Here is a 23252-nt window from a genome sequence, read left to right on the forward strand (position 1 = left end):
CAACAGGGGCTTTATGCGCTTTTTTTGCATAATAATAAAGAGTACATATAGTCATACCACAAGAATAACAGAAATAAAAAAAGAGTCACCTAGTCTAATATACTAAGTTGACTCCATTGGCCATGATTTTCATCATGACTTTATTTTATAGTTTGCTTAATTATTTACAAGCTTCTTCGATCGATACTGCGAATGACTTTTTTATAGATTATATTAAGGCTCAGTAAGTCTATTTCAACCTATAAAAGTTCTTATAAATCAATAATTAATTCAATAATATAAAATATATAATACCCTGTTAGTAACGTGTTAGTAATTCACGAAATTTTTTATCAACTCACAAGGTCTTATTAATTCTATAGAATGCCTGTTACACTATTCGGCTGTAACTACAGAAAGTGTATTTTTTCTATTTCACTGATTAGTTCCTCTATATTTCTATGAGTATACACTTTTTCAGTAATATCACGTATTTCATGACCAACAATTTTTTTCAAAATATAATCATTAATTTTGCATTTTTTAGCATAGGTGATAAATGTATGTCGTGTTTCATGCGGAGTATGATGCATGTTTAATGCTGTCATTACTTTTGAAAACCTTCCTCTATATCTATCATAGGAGAGAGGTGTATATTCATGTTCAAAAGCATTATAGTCATTAAACAAATATTCATTATCGGGGTTATATTTGCTCTTAATTATTGATTTTATTTCTGATTTAATTGGGACAATTCTATTTGTTCCAGCTTTTGTTTTAGTACCACCAATAATGTAACCTTCCTCTAAATGGATATTTTCATTTTTGATACTTATTAATTCTATGGGTCTAAATCCTGTGTAAATTCCTACTAATATCATATCAGCGAAAGGAAGATCTTCTGTATGTTCCCACATCATTTTGATTTCATTATGAGAGAAGGGAATTTTTTCTTTTTTTCTTTCAACTTTAATTGAATTGCATAGTTCAGCATAATTTTTATTAACGATATCATACTTTAAAGCATATCTATATATTAAATTATACATTGATTTCATTCGTGATTTTGTTGCATCTCCCACATCAGCATTTTCTATGACTCCTTCAAGATGATTAGGTCGAATGTCTTTAAAACGCATGTTGTGTAATGGCTTTGAATGATTAAATGCTGCTGTGTATGTTCTAATCGAAGACTTATTATTTAATTTTTTAAAATGTTCTTCTGACCATTTCTCATATAATTCAGCAAAAGTAATAGATTCAGTTTGAATATCATAAGGATTTTCATGATAATTAGTAAGAGCACTTAATGCTTCTTTTTTTGTACAATAATAACCTAATATCATTTTCTCTCTTTTGATATTGTTTTTGACTCGCACATATCCTTTAGTCAAAACAACCATATAAGGATTTCTTCTATTTCCTTTCAATTTATAGATACTTCCAAATCCGTTTGGTAATTTCATTGCTACCACTCCTTTCGCTGTTATTATAGAACAGAAGATATAAGAAATGAAATGTATAAAAATTCTATAAGTACATTTGACAACTACTCCTTGTATATATATCCTGTATATTCATATAATTTTTTAGGTGAAACGTAATATGAATATTCCGAAGATCCTTCTTTTCTATATGCTACACCAATTGGAAGCCATTTTTCCTGTATTCCAATTCTTACAAATTGCTTATCTTTTTTCATTATCTTAGCTACTTCAGAGATAGGTACATTATTGCCACTGAATTGTATAATATCTTGTTTGATCATAACTTTATTTTTCTCCTTTTCTTATAGGTATAAGTCCAAGACTGATTTTTAAACGTTTATCTAAAATTTTCATATATTTAGGGGATAACTTTCCTATATATTTAATAATACGTTTTTCATCAATAACTTTAATTTGTTCCATCATCACCAATGAATCATATTTCAGACCGACATGTTTTGGAATAACATAATGTGTTGGAAGGTGATGTTTGGAATGGGCTTTACTTGTAATACAGGCTACCAATAGGGTAGGGGAATATTTATTACCTACATTGTTTTGAACAACTAATACAGGTCGGATACCACCTTGTTCAGAGCCAAATGGCTTATCTAGATTTGCTAGATAGATTTCTCCACGTTTGATATGCATACTTGTTCCTCCTTTATGTAAGCATCAGATAATATTTACAATTATCTGATGTGATTTTTTTATGAATCATAGTTTTCTATTTATCCCTGATAACCCGAAAACTAGAGGGAATCCTATTGGACAAGATATGGCTAGTATCTTTCACAGAAATTTCATCTTTGTGTGGTATCTCACACAACTGCATTGCAGGAGTATCATGATCCCTCATCTTATTTCATTGCTGAATGATTGCCAGTCATTTTTACATTGAGATGTTGATCGCTCACTATAAAAATATGATTATATATTTTTTATAGGTCATGGCGTATCCAATGAATAGCTCATAAGATGGGAACGTATCCAATAGATGTTATTCGGTTTTCAAAGAACTAAATATTGAGGAGTAATGAATTACCCCCTCACTATATATGCGTTTTAATAACCTCATTTTCGCCATTTTTATAAAACTTTTTTTAATTTTTTTATTCTTTTATAGATTTGATTAGTTGTTAGTCCAGTTATTTTTGAAATTTCCCTAATAGAATAGCCTTGAATTTTTAACATTATTATTTCTAATATTTTTTCATCACTATTTTTTAGATACTCATATAATGCTTCATTTTCAATATCATTCAACAAATCGTTTAGTGATAAGTACTGTTTTTTATCATAGATAGCTCGATTGATAAAAAAGTTATCATCAAAAAGCAAATGTCTAGTTTTATATCTTCTATCAGCTTTGAACTGTTCATAATCATAATCTCTTAATTGATTGATAAGTGCTTGAGGAACGTTTAATGCTTTTAAAATTTCTTCTTCTTTTTCTTTCCAAGCATACCATTTTTTATATTCATTTTTATAGTTATAACTCATAATGATATTACCTTAAAATTCTGATAATTTCATTCATGACTTGAAATAAAGAAGATAATTCAATCAAATCTACACCATAATGATTACAAAAGTATTCAAAATCATTACATACTGATATATCAGAAGAAATAATGTTTTTTGAGATAATCATGATTTGATCAATAGAACGTGCTCTAATCTTTTGAATAATACATGATTCTTTAAATGAATTAAAATTGAGTTCTTTTCCTATAAAACGATACGTCCCACACAGAGTGACTTTGGATAAATCAATATTTTCTCTAATTAGTTTTTCTTGGTACTGAAGCACCTCCTTTGCAAATGGTGATGGATTAGCTTTTACAAGCACAAGTATTTTTGTTTTCGCCATATTCATGGTCTCCTTTCTGAGAATTTCATTCTCACTAGGATTCGTTACTGTTTGACGAGTTTAACAAATGATTTTTAAAAAAAAGAAGAATTTTTTTCTTCTTCCAGTTTAATGCTTGTTGAGATATATTTAATTTTCTAGCAACTGATGCTTCAGTTTCATCCTTAAAAAATATTGAATATATAATAAAATATTGTTCATCATTCAATAATTTTATTGCTTTAGATAGACTATGTATTAATTCTTTTTTATTGATTTGTTCAATATAATATCTATCCATATTTATAATACTATTTAACATAAAATCTTCTTCATAAGCTATTTGAGAAAGTCCTTGTTTTCTTTTTATGGATCTGTACGTTTTCATATAATCAGCTTTGTATAGTCTATATACTTCTATGGGAACTTCTATAAATTTCTTTCCGCTCTTAATAAAGTACTTTTTATTATTATTTATTTTAATCTCTTTAAAATCTCTTTTTTATAATCAAATATAATCACACATTGTTACTCCTTTCTTTGAATTTGATTTCAAAGAAAGGAGGGAGGCGGTCGAGGATAAAAAAAGAAGAAATTAATAGAATAGTATAAAAATAATCTATTAATTTCTTCATGGTTAAATGTTTTATATTTAAATAAACTAAGTAAGAACTCGACATCAGCAAGATGAATTATAATAAAATAAGCTTTTTTTAAAACATAACATCGAGAAACGTATCGATAAAAATAGATGTATATGATAACCATCAGAATTTTTCCCCCCTTAACTCTATTTAGTAAAGAATTCAGTTTATGTCTTATGTCAATAACAGTATTTCCTTCTGTGCTAAGGGTTTCTATCAGATGAATTTATAAATTACAATATGTAAAATATATTTTTATATATAGCTCTAATGCACTTATTTCTTAAAGAGACTAATTATAAAGATTATTACTATATAGTTTTTCTTTGGAAAAAATTAGCAATATTTTTGTTAAAAAGAGTAAAAATAGAATATAATTTATCCTTTTAAAGGATAATGATAAGAATTTGTTGTAATATAAGTGAGGGTATAAGTAGAATGAAAAGTAAAATATTTTTAATATAAACATGTAGAAATCCACAAATATTTTGTAGTAAATTTTATAAAATTAATTTTATTAGTTGTTTTCTATTTCTTAATTGGTATATTATTTGATGGAGGTAATTAAAGTGAATAGGATAAGAGAAATAAAAAATTTGAATAAATTAAAATATAGTTTGCATAAACAATGGATTTGGGGGAATAAAGAAAATTTTTATCTTAGTCAAGACTATTTGCAAAAAATTAATTTTAGTATTCAAGATTTAAATAAAGAAATCCAATATTTATCTAAGCCAACTATGAAGGATGTAATATATGTTATCGTATTGATTGATTGGATAAATGAATCTATAGAAAAAATTCAACAGCTTTTAAAAAAAGGATTAGGAAATAATTATATTTACCAAGATTTAGACCTAGTATTAAAAGCAAAGGGATATTTAAGAGCGATACGTTCTTTTGTTGTTGCACATCCTTTAAGTACAAATCGTCATAAAAAATATGGTTTAGATGGAGATTTTATATGTGTTGATATAAGGTCAAAGACTTCTCCATTCGTTAAAATGGATGCTTACAAAAATCAATGGTTTTATTTAAGCGTTGATGGTATGAAAAGTAATGCAATAGGTCAGCCTATTGACTTTGTTTTGTATGGATATTCTCAAAGCATCGATCAAAATAAGTTTTATAAATATATTGGTGTTAGTTTTTCAGATCTATATGGTGTTGCAGAATTGTTGGTTGATAGTTTATATGAACTAGATAAGAATTTGAAAAATTTAAAAAAAGAAGTTATAAAAAAATGAAACAATCAAACGAAATTTTAATTATATTTTTATTTAACTCTTTGCCTCAGGAGCAATAAAATCACTTAGAGAAGTCCAAAATTCATCAATTGCTATTTATTTCAATATTAAGGTATTTATTGATATATAGATTTAATTAAAAAATCTTTATAGGTGATAATATGAAGTGTCCTCCTAGTTGTCAAAACATGTATTTAGATTCACAGTTAAATAGAAAATAAAAATAATGAATCATTACTGTAATAACAACAGAAGGTCACTATGAAAAGTTTAGTCAATTTTGAGATAGATGCCGATAAGCTTCATATAATTTATGCACATTAGATTCAAAAACAGGTGAATTTATTCAGAAAACAAGAATTTCACTTGATTTTGATAAAATTATTCAATATATTAACAGTGTAAAAGAGTGGATTGATGAAAAAGATATCTCATTATTAGTTGACTATGAGGTTTTTAATTAAATTTTAGTACATAGTAAATATGATTGATTATATTATGCTATGAATAAAAAGCAAATATCTGCAATAACAGAAAACCAGTATATAAATTTTATTAATTTGATTTTATTTTTACTAAAAACTTACTAAATTTCTGATTATCTTTTCATAAGCTGGTAAATGTCGGTATAGCCTGTATTTTAGGGCTTTATCGGCATTTTCCTTTGGGAAGATACTCTGCATAAGCTGGCATTTACCAGCATGAAAATGCAACCAAAAGTAGTAAATGAGTAGTACAATCACCGATTTAAGAAGCAAGAGCCAGTCTTTCAAGTTCTGCTTTCGCTGAATTGAAAGTACCGTGTGCGTAGTACCCTAATGTCATGGTGATGTTTGAATGTCCCATGATGTATTGCAGGGTGTTCGGGTTCATTCCTTTGTTTGCCATGTTCGTGCAGTAGGTATGTCTGAATGAGTGTGGTGTGATGTTTGGTAGCTGGTCTTTATGCGTCTTGTTATATTTCTTCACAAGCCCACGCAACATACTTTCGTAGTTGCCAGCCACTTTAGGAAAGCCCTTTTGATTTAGGAACAGGAAATTGCTGTAACCATTGATAACGATAGGCTCTGCCTTTCCTCTGTTCTGTAACACTCGCTTAAAGGCTTGATAGGCTCTTTCTGTCATTGGAAGCTGGCGTTCTCCTTTTTTGGTCTTAGGTGTTTCAATGTAGTAGCCGATTTCAGTATCTTTCAATAGCTGGTGGTCTACATTGATGATACGGTTTGCCATATCTATATGGATTGTCAGACCGCAAAATTCAGAGATACGAAGCCCCGTTTCCAGAAGAATAACCACTTCATCATAATACTTACTGTACGTCTTGTCCTGTTCCATAAAGGCAAGCATTTTTTCTTCCTGCTCTGGCGTGAGAATGACTTTGGGTTCTGAATTATCTTCCAGAACGTCGCTCAATTTGAAGTTAAAAGGATTTTTTCTGATACAGTCGTCCTCAATCGCCATATAGAATGACGCTTTTAGAGAACGCTTGTAATTGCTAATCGTCTTGTAGGAAAAGCCATTCTCATACATTCGCATAGCCCATTCCTTACCGTCCGATAGCTTCACCGTATCAATGCTCCTTGCACCCAGCGGGTCGTTTTCCAGAATTTTCATAAGATACTGGCGACCTTTTTCTGTGTTGCGTTTCACATTCTTTCTCTGGCTGTTCTTCTTTGCATAAAGCTGGCAGACTGTCATTTTCCCGCCTATGGTGTTGATACAGTCGTCGAGGTCTTTCTTAATCTTTTTCTGCTTTTCCCTCAATGACAAATCTTCACGTTTCCCAGCGGGTGTCTTGTCTGTCGGAACAAGTTTCCAAGCATAGACAAACTGTGGCTGCCCGTACATATCGGTATATTTGTAAACGTATCTTCCGTGTTCCACTTTTTATAGATTTAAGATTTTTTTATATTCTGTTGGAGTGAGATCCGTTTCTTCTTTGAAGCGTTCTGAAAAACTACCCTGATTTTTATATCCTACCATATTTGCGATTTCATGGATTGATAAATCAGTCGTTTCCAATAGATTTTTCGCTTTCTCTATCCGCATTTTTTGAAAATAATCTATAATGCTGACCCCATATATCATGCGAAACAGATAAGATAACTTATTTTTATTGGTATAAAAAATCTTACTCAGTGTCTCAATTGTTATATGCTGTTCGCAATTCTTCTGTATGAATTTTGCAACTCGATGTATCATAGCAATCGTTTCTTCGTCCAAAGGTTCAGAATCAGGAAATGCACTTGCATTTTCATGTCTCATTTGGATAAGCGAAATAAGCTCTAATATCTTGCTTTCATAGTACAGTGCGCCGCCCTGTGCTGACGGGTTCGCTTTACATATTTGTGCGAATAAGTATTCTATTTCAGGGAGTGTACTCATTTCCTTTATAGATTCTATCATCTTAATAATTTCAGACGTTGTAAGAGAAAAATAATTTGGTAAAAATTTTTCGTAATAATCCGGCAGCATAGTAATGGAAACACATTGAAACACTCCGCCGCTTGGCATAGTAGCATTAAAATATGTTTCTTTGTCGATATATCCCACAAGATGATTTTCTGTTTTCGCACATTGAGCAGCATAAGAAACCTCTGTATTCACATCAAAATGCTCTAACAGAGGCGGTGCATAATTTCCTATGGCTATAAAAGGCGGGTGAGCATATCGCAATTTTACTTCTTCTGAAAATTGTAAATCGGCTATGGTAATAGCACATAAATTGCGAATGGGCAGCACCCAGAAATATCCTTTTATCTTATCAGTCTTTGGTCTGTATGTAATACCACATTTTTTTATGCTTTGTACGCCTATGGTAGGAGAAAGATTTAATTGCGTAAATTGCGGAACAAATACATCTTCTATAATACTTGGCAAGAAATACACCACCTTTTTCGGCTGCCAGCACAATCGTTTCGGCTGTCAGCACAAAATGATTTAACCTTATAGAAATTCAATAGCCTAACGACTATAATTGAGATAGGTTAGCTTAAACTAACACTCATATTAACACAAATTATATCACAAAACCGTAGGGATTACAATTTGTGTTTCTAAAGAAAGGAGTGCAGATATGGCACAGAAAAAAAGTAAAAGCGGGATTTCCCGACTATTACAATTTGCGGAATCAAAGAAATATCTGGTAAGCGTGTCCTGCGTCTTGTCGGCAGTTGGAACGGTGCTATCTCTTTGTCCGTTTATTTGCCTCTGGTATGTGGCAAAAGAAATCTTTGCAGTATTACCTAATCTTGGCGAAGTTTCTTTAAGTTCTCTTATGACGTATGCTTGGGCGGCAGTTGCTTTTGCGGTAGGTGGATTCCTCGCCTATTATATTGCTCTGCTTTGCTCGCATTTGGCAGCATTTAGTATTGCTAAAAATATAAAGGTGGCTGTACTAAAGCATTTGACAACATTACCATTAGGATATTTTTCACGACACGGCAGCGGTAAATTGAGAAAAATCATTGATGAAAATGCCGATTCCACAGAAACTTTTATCGCTCATCAGTTACCCGATATGGTAAGTGCATTTATTACACCATTTGTTATTTTGGTATTCCTATTTATCTTTGATTGGCGCTTGGGATTATTAAGCCTGATTCCATTGGCAATAGGTTTTGTTGTCCAGGGGGCTGTCATGGGAACAACAGCACCTAAATATATTAAACAGGTACAAGACGCTGGCGAAACGATGAACAAAGAAGCGGTAGAATATGTCCGAGGTATTCCTGTTGTCAAGGTATTTCAGCAGACGATTTATTCTTTCAAGAGTTTTTATAGATCAATCCTGAATTATAAAGAGTATAATACCGCATTTGTTCTATCTTGTAAGTGGCCTATGAGTATTTTTTATGCCTTAATCAACGGTGCGTTTCTTTTGCTGATACCTTTTGGACTGATATTTTTACAAGGGGCTGCGGATTATCAGGGATTTATCATTGACTGGCTCTTTTATGTATTATTCACACCAGCTTGTGCGGGAATGATAAACAAAATTATGTATGTATCTTCCTACAAAATTGCGGCAGAGGAAGCGGTGAAGCGCATTGATAACATTTTATATGAGGAACCATTGAGCCAATCAAAAAATCCAAAGGAATTTTGTGGGGCAGATATTGAATTTTCTCATGTCAACTTTACTTATCCTGAATCGGAAACCCCTGCGGTCAATGACTTGTCTTTTACACTTCCGGCAGGAAAAACTTATGCTTTGGTAGGAGCTTCTGGAAGCGGAAAAACAACTGTCGCAAATTTGATACCACGTTTCTATGATGTAGATTCTGGTTCGATTAAAATAGGCGGTATTGATGTAAAAGAATTGTCAGAAAAGGCATTAGCTGAAAATATAGCTTTTGTTTTGCAGACAACAAAACTATTCAAAACTTCTATTTTAGAAAATGTAAGAGCAGCGCGACCTACGGCAAGCGAAAAAGAAGTTTTAGAGGCTTTGGACGCTGCACAGTGTAACGATATTATTGAAAAATTTTCGACAGGAATCCATACCGTGATCGGTACAGAGGGTGTCTATCTGTCTGGAGGCGAAATACAGCGAATTGCTTTAGCCAGAGCGATTTTAAAAGACGCTTCAATCATCATTTTAGACGAAGCAACTTCCTTTGCTGACGCTGAAAATGAGTATCGTATTCAAAAGGCTTTTGAAAATCTTATTAAAGGCAAAACAGTGTTAATGATTGCACATAGACTGACGACGGTAAGAAATGCAGATAAAATACTTGTCATGGACTATGGGAAAGTTATTGAAAGTGGTTCGCATACAGAACTATTGGACACAAACGGTGTTTATACGAAGATGTGGAACGAATACCAAAAATCTGTATGCTGGAATTTAGGAAAGGAGGCGGACGTTTATGCTTAAAAGATTATTCGCACTTAGCGATAAAGGCGCAAAGGATTTGAAAAAAGGCGGGCTTGCCGCTACATTTTCTAATGTAAGCCTCTTTATTCCTATGGCATTGTTCTTAATGGTTCTGCAGGAGATTTGCAAGCCATTGTTAGGAGAAGAAGCGAGTACACCGAATATCCTGCTATATGTGATACTCTCCGTTTTGAGTATCGCAATTATATTCATCTGTAATTATATCGAATATTGCTGTACTTATATTGCAGCTTATGAAGAAAGCTCTCTAAGAAGAATTAAACTTGCCGAGAAATTGAGAAAACTACCGTTATCCTATTTTGGGGAACATGATTTATCGGAAATGACTACTTCTATGATGAGCGACTGTAACGAACTGGAACGTACCTTTTCAGGGGCAATCCCGAAAATGATAGGTTCTGTATTCTCAATCATTTTGATTATGATAGGCTTATTTGTAGTAGATTGGAGAATGTCGCTGGCACTGTTTTGTGTATTTCCGGTTGCTCTTTTACTGATACTTGGAAGTAAAAAATTGCAGGAGCGAATGGGAACAAAACGAATGAACTCCCGCTTGGCGGCGGCTGACGGAATACAAGAATTTTTAGACAATATTGCAGATATTAAAACCTGCAATCAGACTGAAAAGTATTTAGGCGGATTAGAAAAGAAATTACAAGATGTATTAAGGGATTCTGTTAAGGTAGAGTTGACTTCTGGAACATTACTGACATCAGCACAGATGTTATTGCGAGTTGGCTTTCCACTGGTTGTGCTTACTGGTGCCGTTTTACTTGTTAATGACAGAACAGATTTATTTACATATATGTTGTTCTTGTTGGCAGCTTCAAGAGTGTATGAGCCGTTAAGCGGTGTAATGTCGCAGTTGACAGAAATATTCAATGCTAATTTGCAGATTAAGCGCATGAAAGAATTGGAAAATCAGCCAGAATTATCAGGCTCGGAAAATTGCGCTAACAAAAATTACGATATTTCATTTAATCATGTGTCATTCTCTTATAAAGACGGAGAAAACGTATTGAATGATGTATCATTTACGGCAAAACAAGGAGAAGTAACCGCCTTTGTCGGACCATCTGGAAGTGGGAAAAGTACCGCCGCAAAATTGGCAGCCAGATTTTGGGACGTTAATGGAGGAAATATACTGTTGGGCGGTGTAGATATTAAAACTGTTGATCCTGAAGTGCTGTTAAAGAATTTCTCTATTGTTTTTCAGGACGTTGTATTGTTTAGCGACACAATCATGGAAAATATCCGTCTTGGACGTAGAGACGCCACAGATGAAGAAGTAATTGCTGTTGCGAAAGCCGCTTGTTGCGATGAATTTGTTTCAAGATTTCCAAAGGGATATGACACGGTGATTGGAGAAAATGGTTCGACGTTATCGGGTGGAGAACGTCAAAGAATCTCTATCGCACGTGCTTTGTTAAAAGACGCACCGATTATTCTTTTAGACGAAGCGACAGCTTCTTTGGACGTAGAGAACGAAACCTCTGTGCAGAACGCAATCACACGATTAACAAAAAATAAGACTGTCTTAGTGATAGCTCACCGTATGCGTACTGTGGCTGGGGCAGATAAAGTCATTGTTTTGGACAAAGGGAAAATCGTGGAAGAAGGTACTCCGCAGGAGCTTGCTGCAAAAGGTGGTTTATATAGCCACATGGTTCAGTTACAGAATGAAAGTTTTGAATGGTCATTAAATTAATAGGAGGAACAATTTTATGAAAACATCAAACAAAATTCAGGCAAAAGATTTAGTCAATGTGGGAATTTACTCTGCAATTTATCTTGTAATTACGTGTGCTTTGGCTTTTTTGAGCCTGATCCCGATTATGTATCCGCTGATGACAATTATTTGTCCTATTGTCGGTGGTATTCCATTTATGCTGTTCTTAACAAAAGTAAAAAAATTTGGCATGATTACCATTATGGGAATTTTAATGGGATTGGTTATGCTTTTGACAGGTATGGGCTACTGGAGTTTGATTACAGGAACGATTGCCGGATTATTAGCTGATCTCGCATGGAAGTATGGAAATTATACCAGTGCAAAAATGAGCATTATAACAAATGGTATCTTTAGCTTATGGTACATTGGCAACTATATGGCGGTATTTGTTACAAGAGAAGCCTATTTTAAACACGCAGTAGAAAGCTATGGACAGGCTTGGGCTGACACCATTCAGGCATATTTGCCTAATTATATGGCGATTGTATTACTGATTGTTTGTTTCATCAGTGGGCTTGTTGGCGGCTGGATTGGTAAAGCGTTGTTGAAGAAACATTTTAAAAAAGCAGGGATTGCTTAATGCTATGGAAATTTTAAACAGTGAAAATCAAGTACACAGAACAAAGTTAGACCCTCGTACCAAGCTAATCCTTTTAATTGCGATTTGCTTCTTGGTAATTGGCGGTGAGGGCGGTGGTATCACGTTAGTGATTAAGCCGCTTCTTACCGCGGTTCCGCTGACATTATTATTTTTGGACGGGAAACGGAAACTGACGGTCATTAGTGGGATTATCTATATCCTATGCTATTTGGGAGAAAATTTCCTTATACCACTAACTACTGGCGCGGCAAATTTTATACTTTTGTTTGCCTGTGGATTTATTGCAAGAGTATTGCCAGGGCTGCTTATGGGATATCATACCGTACATACAACAACCGTCAGTGAATTTATCGCTGCTATGGAGCGTATTCATCTATCGGAAAAGATTGTAATTCCTGTTGCTGTCATGCTTCGCTTTTTCCCAACGGTTATGGAAGAATACCATTCCATAGGAGACGCTATGCGAATGAGAGGGATTCGTTTAGGCGGAAAAAAGACAACAAAAATTTTGGAATATCGTTTTATCCCTATGATGATTTGTTCCGTTAAAATTGGCGAAGAATTGTCTGCTGCTGCACTCACCCGTGGTTTAGGCGCACCAGTTCGCAGAACAAATATCTGTCATATTGGATTCCGAGTTGTTGATATAATATTGATACTCGGCTGCATAATCCTGTTTGTATTGGATATTTTGCGTAAATTGGGCGTTTTGTAAAGGAGGTATGTTTAATGATAGAGTTTAGAAATATATCTTTTTCTTATGAAAACGGGGACGAAAGCGGTCAGCTTAAAAACATCAATTTAAAAATCCCGTCTGGACAGGTTGTACTGCTATGTGGAACATCAGGTTGTGGCAAAACAACCCTTACAAGACTGATAAATGGCTTAATTCCAAATTACTATGAGGGTAATTTAAAGGGAACTGTATTTATCAATGGGAAGAACATATCCAAAGAGCCTTTGTATGAAACTGCGGCAATCGTCGGTTCTGTATTTCAAAACCCAAGAAGTCAATTTTTTGCGGTTGATACAACGTCAGAACTTGCTTTTGGGTGTGAAAATCTCGGACTTTCAAAAGAAGATATTATGAAACGCATGAAAATGATCGTTTCCAATCTGAAATTACAGTCCTTGATGAACCGTAGCATTTTCGCTTTATCGGGCGGGGAGAAACAGAAAATAGCCTGTGGTTCGTCCGCCATGATTGAACCGGATATTTTTGTATTGGACGAACCCTCGTCAAATTTAGATATACCGTCGATACGCGAATTATCAAAAGTAATTGCTTTGTGGAAAGAACAAGGTAAGACCATTATTATTGCAGAACATCGGTTGAGTTATCTCGTCAATCTTGTGGACCGTGTTCTCTATATGGACGAGGGAGAAATCAAATATGATTTTTCTGCTGATGAGTTCTGTTCCATTCCTGCGGATAAGATACAAGCTATGGGGCTTCGCTCTTTACATACCGTACATTTCACCCCTGCAAAGGACGGTTATAAGGAAACAGGAGAAAAACTTAAATTTGCTCATTTTAATTTTAATTATGACAACGTTTCCGCTTTGAATATTGATGAAATATCTTTGCCAAGAAATGCGATTATCGGAATTGTGGGAAGTAATGGCGCAGGAAAGAGCACCTTTGCCCGCTGTATTTGTGGCTTAGAGAAAAACACAGGTATGCTGACATTTGATAATCAAACATTTCGATATAAAGAGCGATTGAATGAATGTTATATGGTTATGCAAAATCCAAGTCATCAGCTATTCACGGAAGATGTTTTCGATGAAGTCCTTTTAAGTATGGACAAAGAAGATGACGGGAATATTGCTGCTGCGGAAGAAATCTTGTCAAGTTTAAACTTAGTACCTTTTAAAGAACGACACCCTATGTCTTTATCTGGCGGGCAACAACAACGGGTCGCAATCGCAAGTGCAGTCGCTTCCAAACGTAAGCTGTTAATCTTTGATGAACCTACCAGCGGCTTAGATTACAGAAATATGTTGGAAGTTGCCAAGATTTTGAAAGATTTACGCGATATGGGAAAAACAATCCTTTTGATTACCCATGACCCTGAATTGATTGACTGTTGCTGTGATTATTTTGTGTTCATGGAAAAAGGTGCTGTCGCATGGAACGGTGCCTTGACAAGCGAGAATATTCAAAAATTAGAATCCTTTTTTGACTTGGGACAATAAGGAGGTGCTGCTATGTGAAATTAGGTAAAGCGTTAGAGAATTACTTAAAAGCAATTCTTATCTTAAAAAAGAAACAGGGGGAACAAAATGTTCGTTCAACTGATGTTGCGGCTTTTCTGGAAGTTTCCAAACCGAGCGTCAGTCATGCTATGAAGGTGTTAAAAGAGAACGGCTATATTACGATGAATGAGCACTATTACATTTTCTTTACGGAAAAGGGCTACAAAATAGCGGCGCAAATCTATGAATACTATCTGTTTTTTGTGGAACGACTTGTAGATGTAGGCGTTGACAGAGAAACGGCTGAAAAGGAGGCCTGCCGTATAGAACACTGTATCAGCGAGGAGAGCTTTCAAAAGTTAAAAAAATCGGTGGGAAATAAGGCGAGCGGCTGATATGGGAAAGTTGATTGTCATTAAGGCTGACAATCCCGACGATACCTTATATCAAAAAATCATTCAATTATTAGATGACGAACAGTCAGAAGTTCGCACACTGAAATTGAACAAGCCGTTATCATTCAAAGGTTTAACAATTCTGCCTTATTAGCGTCAGGTGTTCCGGGGAGAAACAGAAATACCGCTGACCCATCTGGAATTTAGCGTCCTGCTCTATCTGGCGCAGCAGCCGGGCAGAGTTTTTACAAAGCAGCAAATATTTGAGGCTGTATGGAATGAGGATTGTGAGACGTGTCATAACTCCGTCGCCAGTACGATATACCACTTACGACAAAAGATTGAACCTGACCCTACCAATCCTGTTTACATACAAACGGTTATCCATACAGGTTATAAATTCGTAGCACCAAAAGATGAAGAAACCGAAGCGTGATTTTCTATCATGCCTCGGTTTCTTTTTAGCTCTCTTTGAAGTTTGGTAATTTTTCCAACAGCTTACAAATTACCTGCTGTCTCATGTCCTCGTTGATTGTTTTCTCAACCGTTCTGTCGGGGCGTTCCTTTTCCTCGGTACAAAGGCTGTCTATGTAGGACGCATAATGTTCCAGCACCTTTTTGATTGCTTGAGGATCTCCCGCTACGGCATTTTCGATTGTCTCTTTGCTCAACTCCTGTTCCGTCAATGCCACCACCTCTTCTTGGTTTGGTCTTAAAAATATAATGCACTATTATTAGTATAACCGCTTTTCCCCATTCCATACATCAGAAACTTTGAAAATTTTAAAATAATGGATTGTGCAAGAAGTCTGACAAGCAATGTCATTAAGTTAAGGACTGAATGACATTGGTTAATAATCAATTTTATTTAGTTGTTTTTTATTATATTTCTATGAAAATGATAAAAAGAATATTACGTTATTAAAGAATAATTTTAAAGATTTTTCTATTATTCATATTCCATAAGGAAGAAGTTGTAAGAATATAAAATAAAAGAGAATCTAATGATTTTTATCGATTTCAATATGTATTTTTAAATTGTTAAGGGAAAGGGGTATATGGCTATGATGAAAACAAAATACCAAGTATTTATTAGTTCGACTTTTGAAGATTTAAAAGAAGAAAGAAGAAAAATAACAGAAGTTATTTTAAATATGGGACATTTTCCAATAGGAATGGAATTATTCAATGCGGATGATAACAAACAATGGACACAGATTAAACAAGCAATTGATAATTCTGATTTTTATATTTTGGTCGTTGGACAAAGATATGGTTCTTTAACAAGTAGAGGAATTAGTTTTACAGAAAAAGAATATAACTATGCAAAAAAAAAAGAAAATACCTATCCTAGCTTTTATTATTGATGATGATGTTAAATTAGAAAAAGCAAAGATAGATTTCGGAGAAAAAGCTGAAAAATTAACGATTTTTAAGAATAAACTTTCGAAAAGGCAATGTTCTTTTTGGAAAAATGCAGATGATTTGGCTTTAAAAGTACATCAGTCATTGACTAGTAAAATGCAGTTTTATTCAAAATTAGGATGGATAAAAATTGATGATGACATCAATTATTCAGCACATGGAATAGAAAATTATTTTTATTATTCATTAAATAAGTTAAAAGATGCGTTAAGAAAAGGTATCTATATCGATAATTTTACAAGATATATTGATTTACAATTTCTAAAAAATGGAAATTTAGAAGTTATTACTAGCACAAGAATTACATACAAAAATGTACGAGGTAAAACAAATTATTTCTTGCCATCACCTGTTTTTGAAAATGAATATGAATGGAAATCTTATCAAAATTTAATTTTTGAAATCAATCACAATAATGAATTAGATAATATTATTACGAAAAAGGAGATATCATCTAATACAAGGCAAATGAGGTATAAAGTAATTAATAAAATTGACCTCTCTAAATATAAAGACGTTAATGATGTTTATGTTATACACACAACTAAATATATTAGAGAAACATATGATTTTTTTCAATTTTATCAGTTAAGATATCCTTGTAGAAGTTTAAAAGTGATATGTGATTTAAGAAATAAAAGTGATGAATATAAAATTATTTGTTCATGTTCATCAACATATTTAGGTACAAAAAATAATGTCGAACGTAGTGATATTGAAAAAGATGGGAGCAGAAATATTATCACTTTTGATAATTGGAGTGATATAGGGTATGGATTCACTATAACATTGAAAAAGATAAAAAAATAATTGTTATAAGAAGTATAATTAAAAATATTTGATATAAATACATAAAATTTTTATTGAATTAATATTACTATAGCAAAGCCATATTCTGTTATAGTTTATAATATTAAATCATCAAAAAAAGATTTTGAATATTTAAAACATAGAGATTACTGTGTCAAAAATTGTAACCATCTTCAAAATAACAAAGAATTTATATTAAGAAATTAACTTAATGGAACTTTTTTATTTATATATTTTTGGCTTAATTAAAAAATACTAAAAATAGTTCATAGTAATAGTATAGTCTGGATTGTTATAAGAGTTCTGGTTTGATTAGCTGGAACTCTTTATGGGTATTGCAAATACTACTCCTTTGCATTTAATACGAAATTGATCTAATGAATAAGTTGCTGTATGCCAGTCTTTTTTTGCTTCTGCAAATGTGTTAGTTACCCCATCGAGATTTCCTTCTTGAATGGTTATATTTTCTCCATCCCAACCAATAACTATTCCTACATGATTTCTTCCAATACAGGAGAATACTGCACCGACTGCTGGTTCATTGGATTTGATAAACTTGTCTGGATGTGCCTGTAACAACTGATCAACACATTTCCAACCATCACCAATAAATCCGGGAGAATATCCATAGATTTCATAGAAACGTCCCCAAGCAAACCAAGTGCATTGGCCATAAAGATTTGCTCTTGAATATGGGTTATTAGTACCCCATGCATCCATATTATCAAAATTAGGCTGCTCTCTATAATTGCCGAATCCAAGAGAAACATATCGCATGACATGTTCAACATAATTTGGATCACCATAGACGTCAGTACCTAGTTCTGCTTTCTTTTGATCTGAGAATACTTTTGCATTGGCTTTGGAATATCCTCCAAAGTTTTTAACTGCCCAATCTATATAACCATTACCATAGTTGTAGCCCTGTAAAGCTAAAAAGATATGTTCATTATCAAAGCTGTCCTTGACCTGAGCTGATTTAAAGCAGTCTGACAGATAGTGTATACCTACATCAATGGAGTACTCTGGTTCCTGTATGGCATTAGGCTTATTTGGATACTTTGTATTGTAGGGACATTCTGAACTTTGCATAGGATCGGTTCCTTTTCCACCAGATTCCTGCATCATGACTGCCTGTATGATTGGAATATAATCTTCCATTTCATATTGTTTTGCATATTTTTCTATTGTATCAGTGTAAGCCAATACCTCTACACTTAGTGGGGCATTTGTAGAGCTAACAGATGAATTGTCAGATAAGGCTGCAAAAACACCGATAAAAAGAAGAAGTACAAGCAACAATATGAGAGATATTCCAGCACCTACTAGATTAGAAACACTGAGTGCTGTTCTTTTGATGAATATAAGAGAACCTTTTAGGGTTTTCATAGCTGATTGAGTGCCTTTTTTGATACGATTGCTATTCTTTGAAGAATCTTTTATCTGTTTATAATTTTTTAATTTAACAAAACTTTTTATCTTATGTTGATAAGTCTTTTGATTAGCTGTTTCTTTTTTGATAACAATATTTTTATTTTTAATTGGCAGGGATTTTGAATCTTTTTTTATTTTTAAATCTTTTTGAACAGTTTTTCTTTTATTAAGAGAATTGTTTTCAGATACTGTTTTATCTGATTTATGTTGAGAAGAAGATGATGGGGTAGGGGTATAAACATTTTGATTCTGCCTTTCAATAATCTTATTCTTTTTTCTTTTGGTATATTGTTTTTTGGCATTCTTTATTGATTGTTCTTTGACATTATTTATAGCTTTTTTACCTTTTTTAGATACATGATCAACAGCATATGTGTTCTGTGTTTCCTTTTCATCAGCGTTGCTGTTATCTTTTGAATGTATGGCAATATTTTTAATATGCTTTCTTACATCTACAATCTTGTCTTTGCTTTTAATTTCCCTGTTTTTTGTTTTTTTCTTGATTTCATTCATGATGCTATCAACTCCTTTCTATAAAAAAATGAAAGGACTACCTTGTAAGTAGTCCCTGTTGAATAAGTTTTTCTTTTCTATCATTTGGATTAGTTGTATTGGTCTGATACATAAATGTATGCTTTGGTATTTTGTTAATAAATGGAACTAGATTTGGACCATGTTTGATAAGTCCTGAACCCGGTTGAGAATTGGTAATGAAACTCATCTGTTCATCACTTATTTTTAATAATTTAGCAAGCTGTTCTCTATCTTTGGCTGCCTGATTCAGCATGACGATAAATTCAGTATTGGATAGAATTGAACGTGCTTCTTCATCTTTCAACAGATATTCTACGTTTTGCGTGATTCCTGTTGGGAATGCATCTCTTTTACGGAACTGACGCCATGCAGAATTGAAAAAGGTTGCACTTTCAGGATTGCTGTAAACAACATGGAACTCATCTAGGAAGATATGTGTTCTTTTTCCATTTTTCCAGTTTTCATTGACTCTGTTGATGATCTGATCGGTGATGACAAGAAGTCCCATTGTTTTCATGTTCTTATCCAGCTTATGAATGTTGTAGGAAATGACACGACTTTTCGTATTGACATTTGTATGATGAGCAAACAAATCCATAGAACCGATTGTGAACAGTTCCATCTTCAATGCTAAAGATTTTGCCTGTGGTTCTGGCTGTTGAATGAGCATTTCTCTTAATGTCTTTAAGGTTGGCATGATACCGGTTTGTTCATAATTTTGATAAACGATATTGATACATCTATCTAAAATGCTTCGTTCTTCTAATGAAACGGTACCTCTATTAGCACTTTCAATCAATGACAGAATAAATTGTGCCTTATCCTTATATGGATCTCCAGAGTCACCATAACCAAGTGTTATATCCATAGCGTTGATATAGTCCTTGCCACCGGCATAGATTTCTATGACTTCACCACCAAATTTCTGCATAATAATATCATATTCACCTTCCGGATCGCAGATAAGTATGTCGTCATCACTGGAAGCCATAGCCAATTCAATCTCCTGTTTAACAAGAAATGATTTACCAGCACCTGGTACACCAAGAACAAAAGCATTAGGGTTTTTAAGATTTTCCTTATTGCAGATGATCATATTGTTAGTGATTGCATTATTTCCATACCAGATACCACCTTTTTCCATGATTTCCTGTGCTCGAAATGGCATAAAGGCAGCAACGCTTTCAGTCAATAAAGTACGAACCATCGTATCAAGACGATTGATACCAATAGGAAGCGTTGTGACAAGTCCATCCAATTGTCTGCTTGCAAAGAATAGGGGAGTTAATTCACAGACATTGGAACGGGCTATAGATTTCAAGACTTCAGTATCAGCATCCAATTCTTCTAATGAATCGGCCAAATGAACGATTGTGATATTAACTAGCATCATTTTTTCATCCCTTACAGTCAGATCATCTAAAAATTCCTTTATTTCCTCCTGCTGCTTTTCCATATCGTAGGGGATACTTCCTGCAAAGTTATTATTTGCAGCCTGTTTACGGGAGTAATTAGCAATATTGGTTGCAATACCCAGTAATCTGTTTTCAGTTTCTGTCACTGCTTCATCTGTTGGAATGGAGATGATGTCCATTGAATACATGAGATTCTTATTGATAGAACATAAGTCAGCAACGATTTTGTCCTTTAAGAATTGTGGATATTTGGAAATGTATAATACTCGACCATATTTATCACCTAATTGAAAATACTTATTTTTAAATACAGGTGCTCTTGGACAGATGTCATCCTTGAATGAGCGACCATTTTTTGCGTTGTATGATAAGTCAAAATCAAAATATTCTTCTTCACCATTTCTGTAAAAATCATGAAGTATCTTTAATCTTTCATTTAGGTTCAGTTCAATCAATGCTGAACCTAAACGTGAAAAATGAGAAGAAAGATCATTGAACAGTCTTGAAAAGAATATTCTGGCATCCGTTACATCTTTTTTATAGCAGGTAACTGTAATGTATTTTTCCTGTATGATGTTTTCACATCTTGCCATATTTTCTAGAAGCATCTGATTATATTCTCTTATAAATCGATCATATCTTTCATCATTTTTGAGCTTTAATAATACATCATCCTTGAACTGGGCAAGATCAATTTTATGGTTATTGATTGTAATCTTAACTGTAACCGTAGAATCAAATGAGTTTAGGATGTCTTTATAGTTCTTGATGATATTTTCTTTACTTTCTTCTGATGCAATCGAATAGTTGATATCAACAAAACGATATGTCTTTGAATAACGTGTTCCCATGCGAAAGATACCATCTTCATAGACAGTATCAATAGGAATTGTCTGTTGTGCAGTTCTTGGAACATGAATTTTCTCTTTATTTTGTTTTCTTATTTTTGCGTAGCTTTTTAACATTCTTTTTCACACCTTCCTTTTGTTTTCTATCAATATAGTCTTTCATGATTTCGTAATAGAGATTATATGGCTGATCAATAAGATTTGTGTATTGTAGAATTAGTGAGCGAATGCTGGTCATGAAAATCTGTTCAGCATTCATTCCCTGATAGTTAATAAATCCTAAAGCAGCAAATGGGGCAGCCCCCAGCATACAGCACCAGCTTGTCATTTCCATTCCTAGATGGTCTATAAATAAAAAGTAGATTGCTACTGCAACGATACAGGCTAGTACAGAAAAAAAGCATTGTCTAAGGTTGAGTCCAAAGGCAATGCTTTCTGTATAGTTTCTTATTTCTTTGTTCACTTTTATTTCCATTCAATCATTCCTTTCTTCAATAATTTTTTTAACTGTTTAAATTGAATTTTGAAGACGTAATAAGAAAAATCTTCAAGTTGCTTATCTGAATAGATACTAAGATTCATCTTTTTCATTTCTAAAAGAACACGATGTTTATGGCAGGGCAGGTCTGAGATATATGAAACATTTATTCTAGACTGCATATCTGAAAAAATATCATTCATCTATATTCCTCCGTTCAGTGGAATTAAAAAGGCAGTTAATCATAAAAACTAACTACCTCACTATTTTTTATTTTCTACTATATGACCTCTTGCTATATATGGACTCGTTTTACATGTGGTATGGTTTATAATGTCAGCGAAACATATGGGTAAGCTTGCTGATAAAAGAAAACTCTTTCCTTGCTGTATCTGAAAATGTATATGTGGTTCACTTGTATTTCCACTATTACCACAACAGGCTATCTGTTGTCCTCTTTGAACGTGGTCACCTACTTTGACATAGAAGCTATCTTTTTTAATATGAGCTATTGTACTGTATTCATGTTCTGAATGTTTAATAACGATATAATTTCCTCGTATGTCCGAGGCACTGCAGAGTGCTTCTGGTTCATCGGAGATGGGTGTATCATTGAAAAGATTCTTGATTTCAACAACTATTCCATCAGCAGGGGCTAAAATGGGTTTTCCATAGCAGTAGTAATCTGTTACAGACTTTCCGCTATCACAGAAAGTTTTACCGTTTATTTCGATATAAAAATCATAGGCGTATCTCTGATTGCAGATATTCCATGAATGCGAGGTTTCTCTATCGACTCCTCCGTTTGCAACATTCCAGCTGCCTTGAAATGGCAGGCTGTATAAAATCTTTGGTTCATAGCTTTTTGCATTAGGAAGGCGGAATCTATTTCGTAAATAAATAATTGGTATGCCGATCAGCATGCCTAGATTTTGAAACAGAAATTTAATGTCGCTTACTGTTTCATTAGTATCTTTCATTCTAAGAACAATAATAATTGATAAAACAAAGTCGACTAATGCAAGCAAAAAGAATAGATAAAATAATTCTAGTGAAGGAATATCAAGAAATGAGCCTACAAAACCTAATAATCCAAGCCAATACAGTTTCTTAATAACTTTTATAAAAGTTTTCATCAGCATTCCTTCCTTCTTTGAATTTTCTTGTAAATAATTATATTGTACTTGCCAGATTTAATCAATCTTATTCATATTTTTGGATATAGAAAAGAGGTTGATCGAAATCAACCTCTTGTAAAAAGCAAATACTATA

General features: G+C 33.4%; 25 protein-coding genes. 11 read left to right on the top strand and 14 right to left on the bottom strand.

Annotated features, from left to right (window positions below; translation table 11 throughout):
* Positions 1-389 precede the first annotated feature (389 nt).
* The 6 genes from B5E48_RS09655 to B5E48_RS09680 form a co-directional block, all read right to left on the bottom strand.
* Positions 390-1445, bottom strand: coding sequence for a tyrosine-type recombinase/integrase (locus B5E48_RS09655; RefSeq protein WP_087304886.1), 1056 nt, complete (start codon positions 1443-1445; stop codon positions 390-392).
* 83 nt (positions 1446-1528) lie between these two features.
* The gene (locus B5E48_RS09660; RefSeq protein WP_164483586.1) at positions 1529-1747 is read right to left on the bottom strand and encodes a hypothetical protein; all 219 of its coding nucleotides are present in this window, start codon (positions 1745-1747) and stop codon (positions 1529-1531) included.
* A gap of 4 nt (positions 1748-1751) precedes the next feature.
* A complete protein-coding gene (locus tag B5E48_RS09665) occupies positions 1752-2117 on the bottom strand; it encodes a type II toxin-antitoxin system PemK/MazF family toxin (protein WP_087304887.1) in 366 nt (121 codons plus the stop codon).
* A gap of 438 nt (positions 2118-2555) precedes the next feature.
* Positions 2556-2969, bottom strand: coding sequence for a sigma-70 RNA polymerase sigma factor region 4 domain-containing protein (locus tag B5E48_RS09670; protein WP_087304888.1), 414 nt, complete (start codon positions 2967-2969; stop codon positions 2556-2558).
* A 7-nt stretch (positions 2970-2976) separates the two neighbouring features.
* Complete coding sequence (locus B5E48_RS09675; RefSeq protein WP_087304889.1) at positions 2977-3339, bottom strand: hypothetical protein; 363 nt, start codon at positions 3337-3339, stop codon at positions 2977-2979.
* A gap of 34 nt (positions 3340-3373) precedes the next feature.
* Positions 3374-3706, bottom strand: a complete 333-nt coding sequence (locus B5E48_RS09680) for a hypothetical protein (protein ID WP_087304890.1) — start codon at positions 3704-3706, stop codon at positions 3374-3376.
* An 825-nt stretch (positions 3707-4531) separates the two neighbouring features.
* Between B5E48_RS09680 and B5E48_RS09685 the strand changes: the two genes are divergently transcribed.
* Positions 4532-5209, top strand: a complete 678-nt coding sequence (locus B5E48_RS09685) for a hypothetical protein (RefSeq protein WP_087304891.1) — start codon at positions 4532-4534, stop codon at positions 5207-5209.
* Between the two features lie 747 nt (positions 5210-5956).
* Here B5E48_RS09685 and B5E48_RS09695 read toward each other — a convergent pair.
* Together B5E48_RS09695 and B5E48_RS09700 are read right to left on the bottom strand one after the other, a co-directional pair.
* Positions 5957-7093, bottom strand: coding sequence for a tyrosine-type recombinase/integrase (locus B5E48_RS09695; protein WP_087304892.1), 1137 nt, complete (start codon positions 7091-7093; stop codon positions 5957-5959).
* A 3-nt stretch (positions 7094-7096) separates the two neighbouring features.
* A complete protein-coding gene (locus tag B5E48_RS09700) occupies positions 7097-8089 on the bottom strand; it encodes a helix-turn-helix domain-containing protein (protein WP_087304893.1) in 993 nt (330 codons plus the stop codon).
* Positions 8090-8285: 196 nt separating this feature from the next.
* Between B5E48_RS09700 and B5E48_RS09705 the strand changes: the two genes are divergently transcribed.
* From B5E48_RS09705 to B5E48_RS14115, 8 genes are read left to right on the top strand one after another with little or no spacing between them, the layout of a single operon-like run.
* Positions 8286-10088, top strand: coding sequence for an ABC transporter ATP-binding protein (locus tag B5E48_RS09705; protein WP_087304894.1), 1803 nt, complete (start codon positions 8286-8288; stop codon positions 10086-10088).
* Positions 10081-11817, top strand: a complete 1737-nt coding sequence (locus B5E48_RS09710; RefSeq protein ID WP_087304895.1) for an ABC transporter ATP-binding protein — start codon at positions 10081-10083, stop codon at positions 11815-11817. The genes B5E48_RS09705 and B5E48_RS09710 overlap by 8 nt, the downstream gene beginning before the upstream one ends.
* Positions 11818-11833: 16 nt before the next feature.
* Entirely contained in the window at positions 11834-12421 is a 588-nt protein-coding gene (locus B5E48_RS09715; protein WP_087304896.1) for an MptD family putative ECF transporter S component, read from the top strand.
* 4 nt (positions 12422-12425) lie between these two features.
* Positions 12426-13157: an energy-coupling factor transporter transmembrane component T gene (locus B5E48_RS09720; protein ID WP_087304915.1), complete on the top strand. Its 732-nt coding sequence runs from the start codon at positions 12426-12428 to the stop codon at positions 13155-13157.
* A 14-nt stretch (positions 13158-13171) separates the two neighbouring features.
* Positions 13172-14641, top strand: coding sequence for an ABC transporter ATP-binding protein (locus B5E48_RS09725; RefSeq protein ID WP_087304897.1), 1470 nt, complete (start codon positions 13172-13174; stop codon positions 14639-14641).
* A 14-nt stretch (positions 14642-14655) separates the two neighbouring features.
* Positions 14656-15036 (top strand): metal-dependent transcriptional regulator, encoded by a 381-nt coding sequence (locus B5E48_RS09730; protein ID WP_087304898.1) that lies wholly within the window; start codon positions 14656-14658, stop codon positions 15034-15036.
* Position 15037: 1 nt separating this feature from the next.
* Positions 15038-15190, top strand: coding sequence for a hypothetical protein (locus B5E48_RS13630; RefSeq protein ID WP_158097281.1), 153 nt, complete (start codon positions 15038-15040; stop codon positions 15188-15190).
* A 6-nt stretch (positions 15191-15196) separates the two neighbouring features.
* A complete protein-coding gene (locus B5E48_RS14115) occupies positions 15197-15472 on the top strand; it encodes a winged helix-turn-helix domain-containing protein (protein WP_087304899.1) in 276 nt (91 codons plus the stop codon).
* 25 nt (positions 15473-15497) lie between these two features.
* Here the strand turns inward: B5E48_RS14115 and B5E48_RS09740 are convergent, their stop codons facing one another.
* Positions 15498-15722 (bottom strand): helix-turn-helix domain-containing protein, encoded by a 225-nt coding sequence (locus tag B5E48_RS09740; RefSeq protein WP_158097282.1) that lies wholly within the window; start codon positions 15720-15722, stop codon positions 15498-15500.
* Positions 15723-16094: 372 nt separating this feature from the next.
* On the opposite strand from B5E48_RS09740, the gene B5E48_RS13800 reads away from it, so the two are divergent.
* Both B5E48_RS13800 and B5E48_RS09745 read left to right on the top strand, forming a co-directional pair.
* Complete coding sequence (locus tag B5E48_RS13800; protein ID WP_206407335.1) at positions 16095-16403, top strand: DUF4062 domain-containing protein; 309 nt, start codon at positions 16095-16097, stop codon at positions 16401-16403.
* Entirely contained in the window at positions 16360-17271 is a 912-nt protein-coding gene (locus B5E48_RS09745; protein ID WP_206407336.1) for a hypothetical protein, read from the top strand. The genes B5E48_RS13800 and B5E48_RS09745 overlap by 44 nt, the downstream gene beginning before the upstream one ends.
* Before the next feature lie 312 nt (positions 17272-17583).
* Here the strand turns inward: B5E48_RS09745 and B5E48_RS09750 are convergent, their stop codons facing one another.
* From B5E48_RS09750 to B5E48_RS09770, 5 genes are read right to left on the bottom strand one after another with little or no spacing between them, the layout of a single operon-like run.
* The gene (locus B5E48_RS09750; protein ID WP_087304901.1) at positions 17584-19218 is read right to left on the bottom strand and encodes a lysozyme family protein; all 1635 of its coding nucleotides are present in this window, start codon (positions 19216-19218) and stop codon (positions 17584-17586) included.
* 37 nt (positions 19219-19255) lie between these two features.
* Positions 19256-21619 carry a VirB4-like conjugal transfer ATPase, CD1110 family gene (locus tag B5E48_RS09755; RefSeq protein WP_087304902.1) on the bottom strand — a complete coding sequence of 788 codons (2364 nt, stop codon included), beginning with the start codon at positions 21617-21619 and terminating at the stop codon, positions 19256-19258.
* A complete protein-coding gene (locus B5E48_RS09760) occupies positions 21582-21977 on the bottom strand; it encodes a PrgI family protein (RefSeq protein WP_087304903.1) in 396 nt (131 codons plus the stop codon). The genes B5E48_RS09755 and B5E48_RS09760 overlap by 38 nt, the downstream gene beginning before the upstream one ends.
* Positions 21968-22183, bottom strand: coding sequence for a hypothetical protein (locus B5E48_RS09765; protein ID WP_087304904.1), 216 nt, complete (start codon positions 22181-22183; stop codon positions 21968-21970). The genes B5E48_RS09760 and B5E48_RS09765 overlap by 10 nt, the downstream gene beginning before the upstream one ends.
* A gap of 60 nt (positions 22184-22243) precedes the next feature.
* A complete protein-coding gene (locus B5E48_RS09770; protein WP_087304916.1) occupies positions 22244-23116 on the bottom strand; it encodes a M23 family metallopeptidase in 873 nt (290 codons plus the stop codon).
* Positions 23117-23252: the final 136 nt, after the last annotated feature.

Source organism: Massilimicrobiota sp. An105, from assembly GCF_002161155.1.
Taxonomy (GTDB): domain Bacteria; phylum Bacillota_I; class Bacilli_A; order Erysipelotrichales; family Coprobacillaceae; genus Allocoprobacillus; species Allocoprobacillus merdigallinarum.

Bases quoted from the DNA above. Each gene is read 5' to 3' on its own strand.
- B5E48_RS09655 (WP_087304886.1), bottom strand. From the start codon at position 1,445: ATGAAATTACCAAACGGATTTGGAAGTATCTATAAATTGAAAGGAAAT.
- B5E48_RS09660 (WP_164483586.1), bottom strand. From the start codon at position 1,747: ATGATCAAACAAGATATTATACAATTCAGTGGCAATAATGTACCTATC.
- B5E48_RS09665 (WP_087304887.1), bottom strand. From the start codon at position 2,117: ATGCATATCAAACGTGGAGAAATCTATCTAGCAAATCTAGATAAGCCA.
- B5E48_RS09670 (WP_087304888.1), bottom strand. From the start codon at position 2,969: ATGAGTTATAACTATAAAAATGAATATAAAAAATGGTATGCTTGGAAA.
- B5E48_RS09675 (WP_087304889.1), bottom strand. From the start codon at position 3,339: ATGGCGAAAACAAAAATACTTGTGCTTGTAAAAGCTAATCCATCACCA.
- B5E48_RS09680 (WP_087304890.1), bottom strand. From the start codon at position 3,706: ATGAAAACGTACAGATCCATAAAAAGAAAACAAGGACTTTCTCAAATA.
- B5E48_RS09705 (WP_087304894.1), top strand. From the start codon at position 8,286: ATGGCACAGAAAAAAAGTAAAAGCGGGATTTCCCGACTATTACAATTT.
- B5E48_RS09710 (WP_087304895.1), top strand. From the start codon at position 10,081: ATGCTTAAAAGATTATTCGCACTTAGCGATAAAGGCGCAAAGGATTTG.
- B5E48_RS09715 (WP_087304896.1), top strand. From the start codon at position 11,834: ATGAAAACATCAAACAAAATTCAGGCAAAAGATTTAGTCAATGTGGGA.
- B5E48_RS09720 (WP_087304915.1), top strand. From the start codon at position 12,426: ATGGAAATTTTAAACAGTGAAAATCAAGTACACAGAACAAAGTTAGAC.
- B5E48_RS09725 (WP_087304897.1), top strand. From the start codon at position 13,172: ATGATAGAGTTTAGAAATATATCTTTTTCTTATGAAAACGGGGACGAA.
- B5E48_RS13630 (WP_158097281.1), top strand. From the start codon at position 15,038: ATGGGAAAGTTGATTGTCATTAAGGCTGACAATCCCGACGATACCTTA.
- B5E48_RS13800 (WP_206407335.1), top strand. From the start codon at position 16,095: ATGGCTATGATGAAAACAAAATACCAAGTATTTATTAGTTCGACTTTT.
- B5E48_RS09745 (WP_206407336.1), top strand. From the start codon at position 16,360: ATGCAAAAAAAAAAGAAAATACCTATCCTAGCTTTTATTATTGATGAT.
- B5E48_RS09750 (WP_087304901.1), bottom strand. From the start codon at position 19,218: ATGAATGAAATCAAGAAAAAAACAAAAAACAGGGAAATTAAAAGCAAA.
- B5E48_RS09755 (WP_087304902.1), bottom strand. From the start codon at position 21,619: ATGTTAAAAAGCTACGCAAAAATAAGAAAACAAAATAAAGAGAAAATT.
- B5E48_RS09760 (WP_087304903.1), bottom strand. From the start codon at position 21,977: ATGGAAATAAAAGTGAACAAAGAAATAAGAAACTATACAGAAAGCATT.
- B5E48_RS09765 (WP_087304904.1), bottom strand. From the start codon at position 22,183: ATGAATGATATTTTTTCAGATATGCAGTCTAGAATAAATGTTTCATAT.
- B5E48_RS09770 (WP_087304916.1), bottom strand. From the start codon at position 23,116: ATGAAAACTTTTATAAAAGTTATTAAGAAACTGTATTGGCTTGGATTA.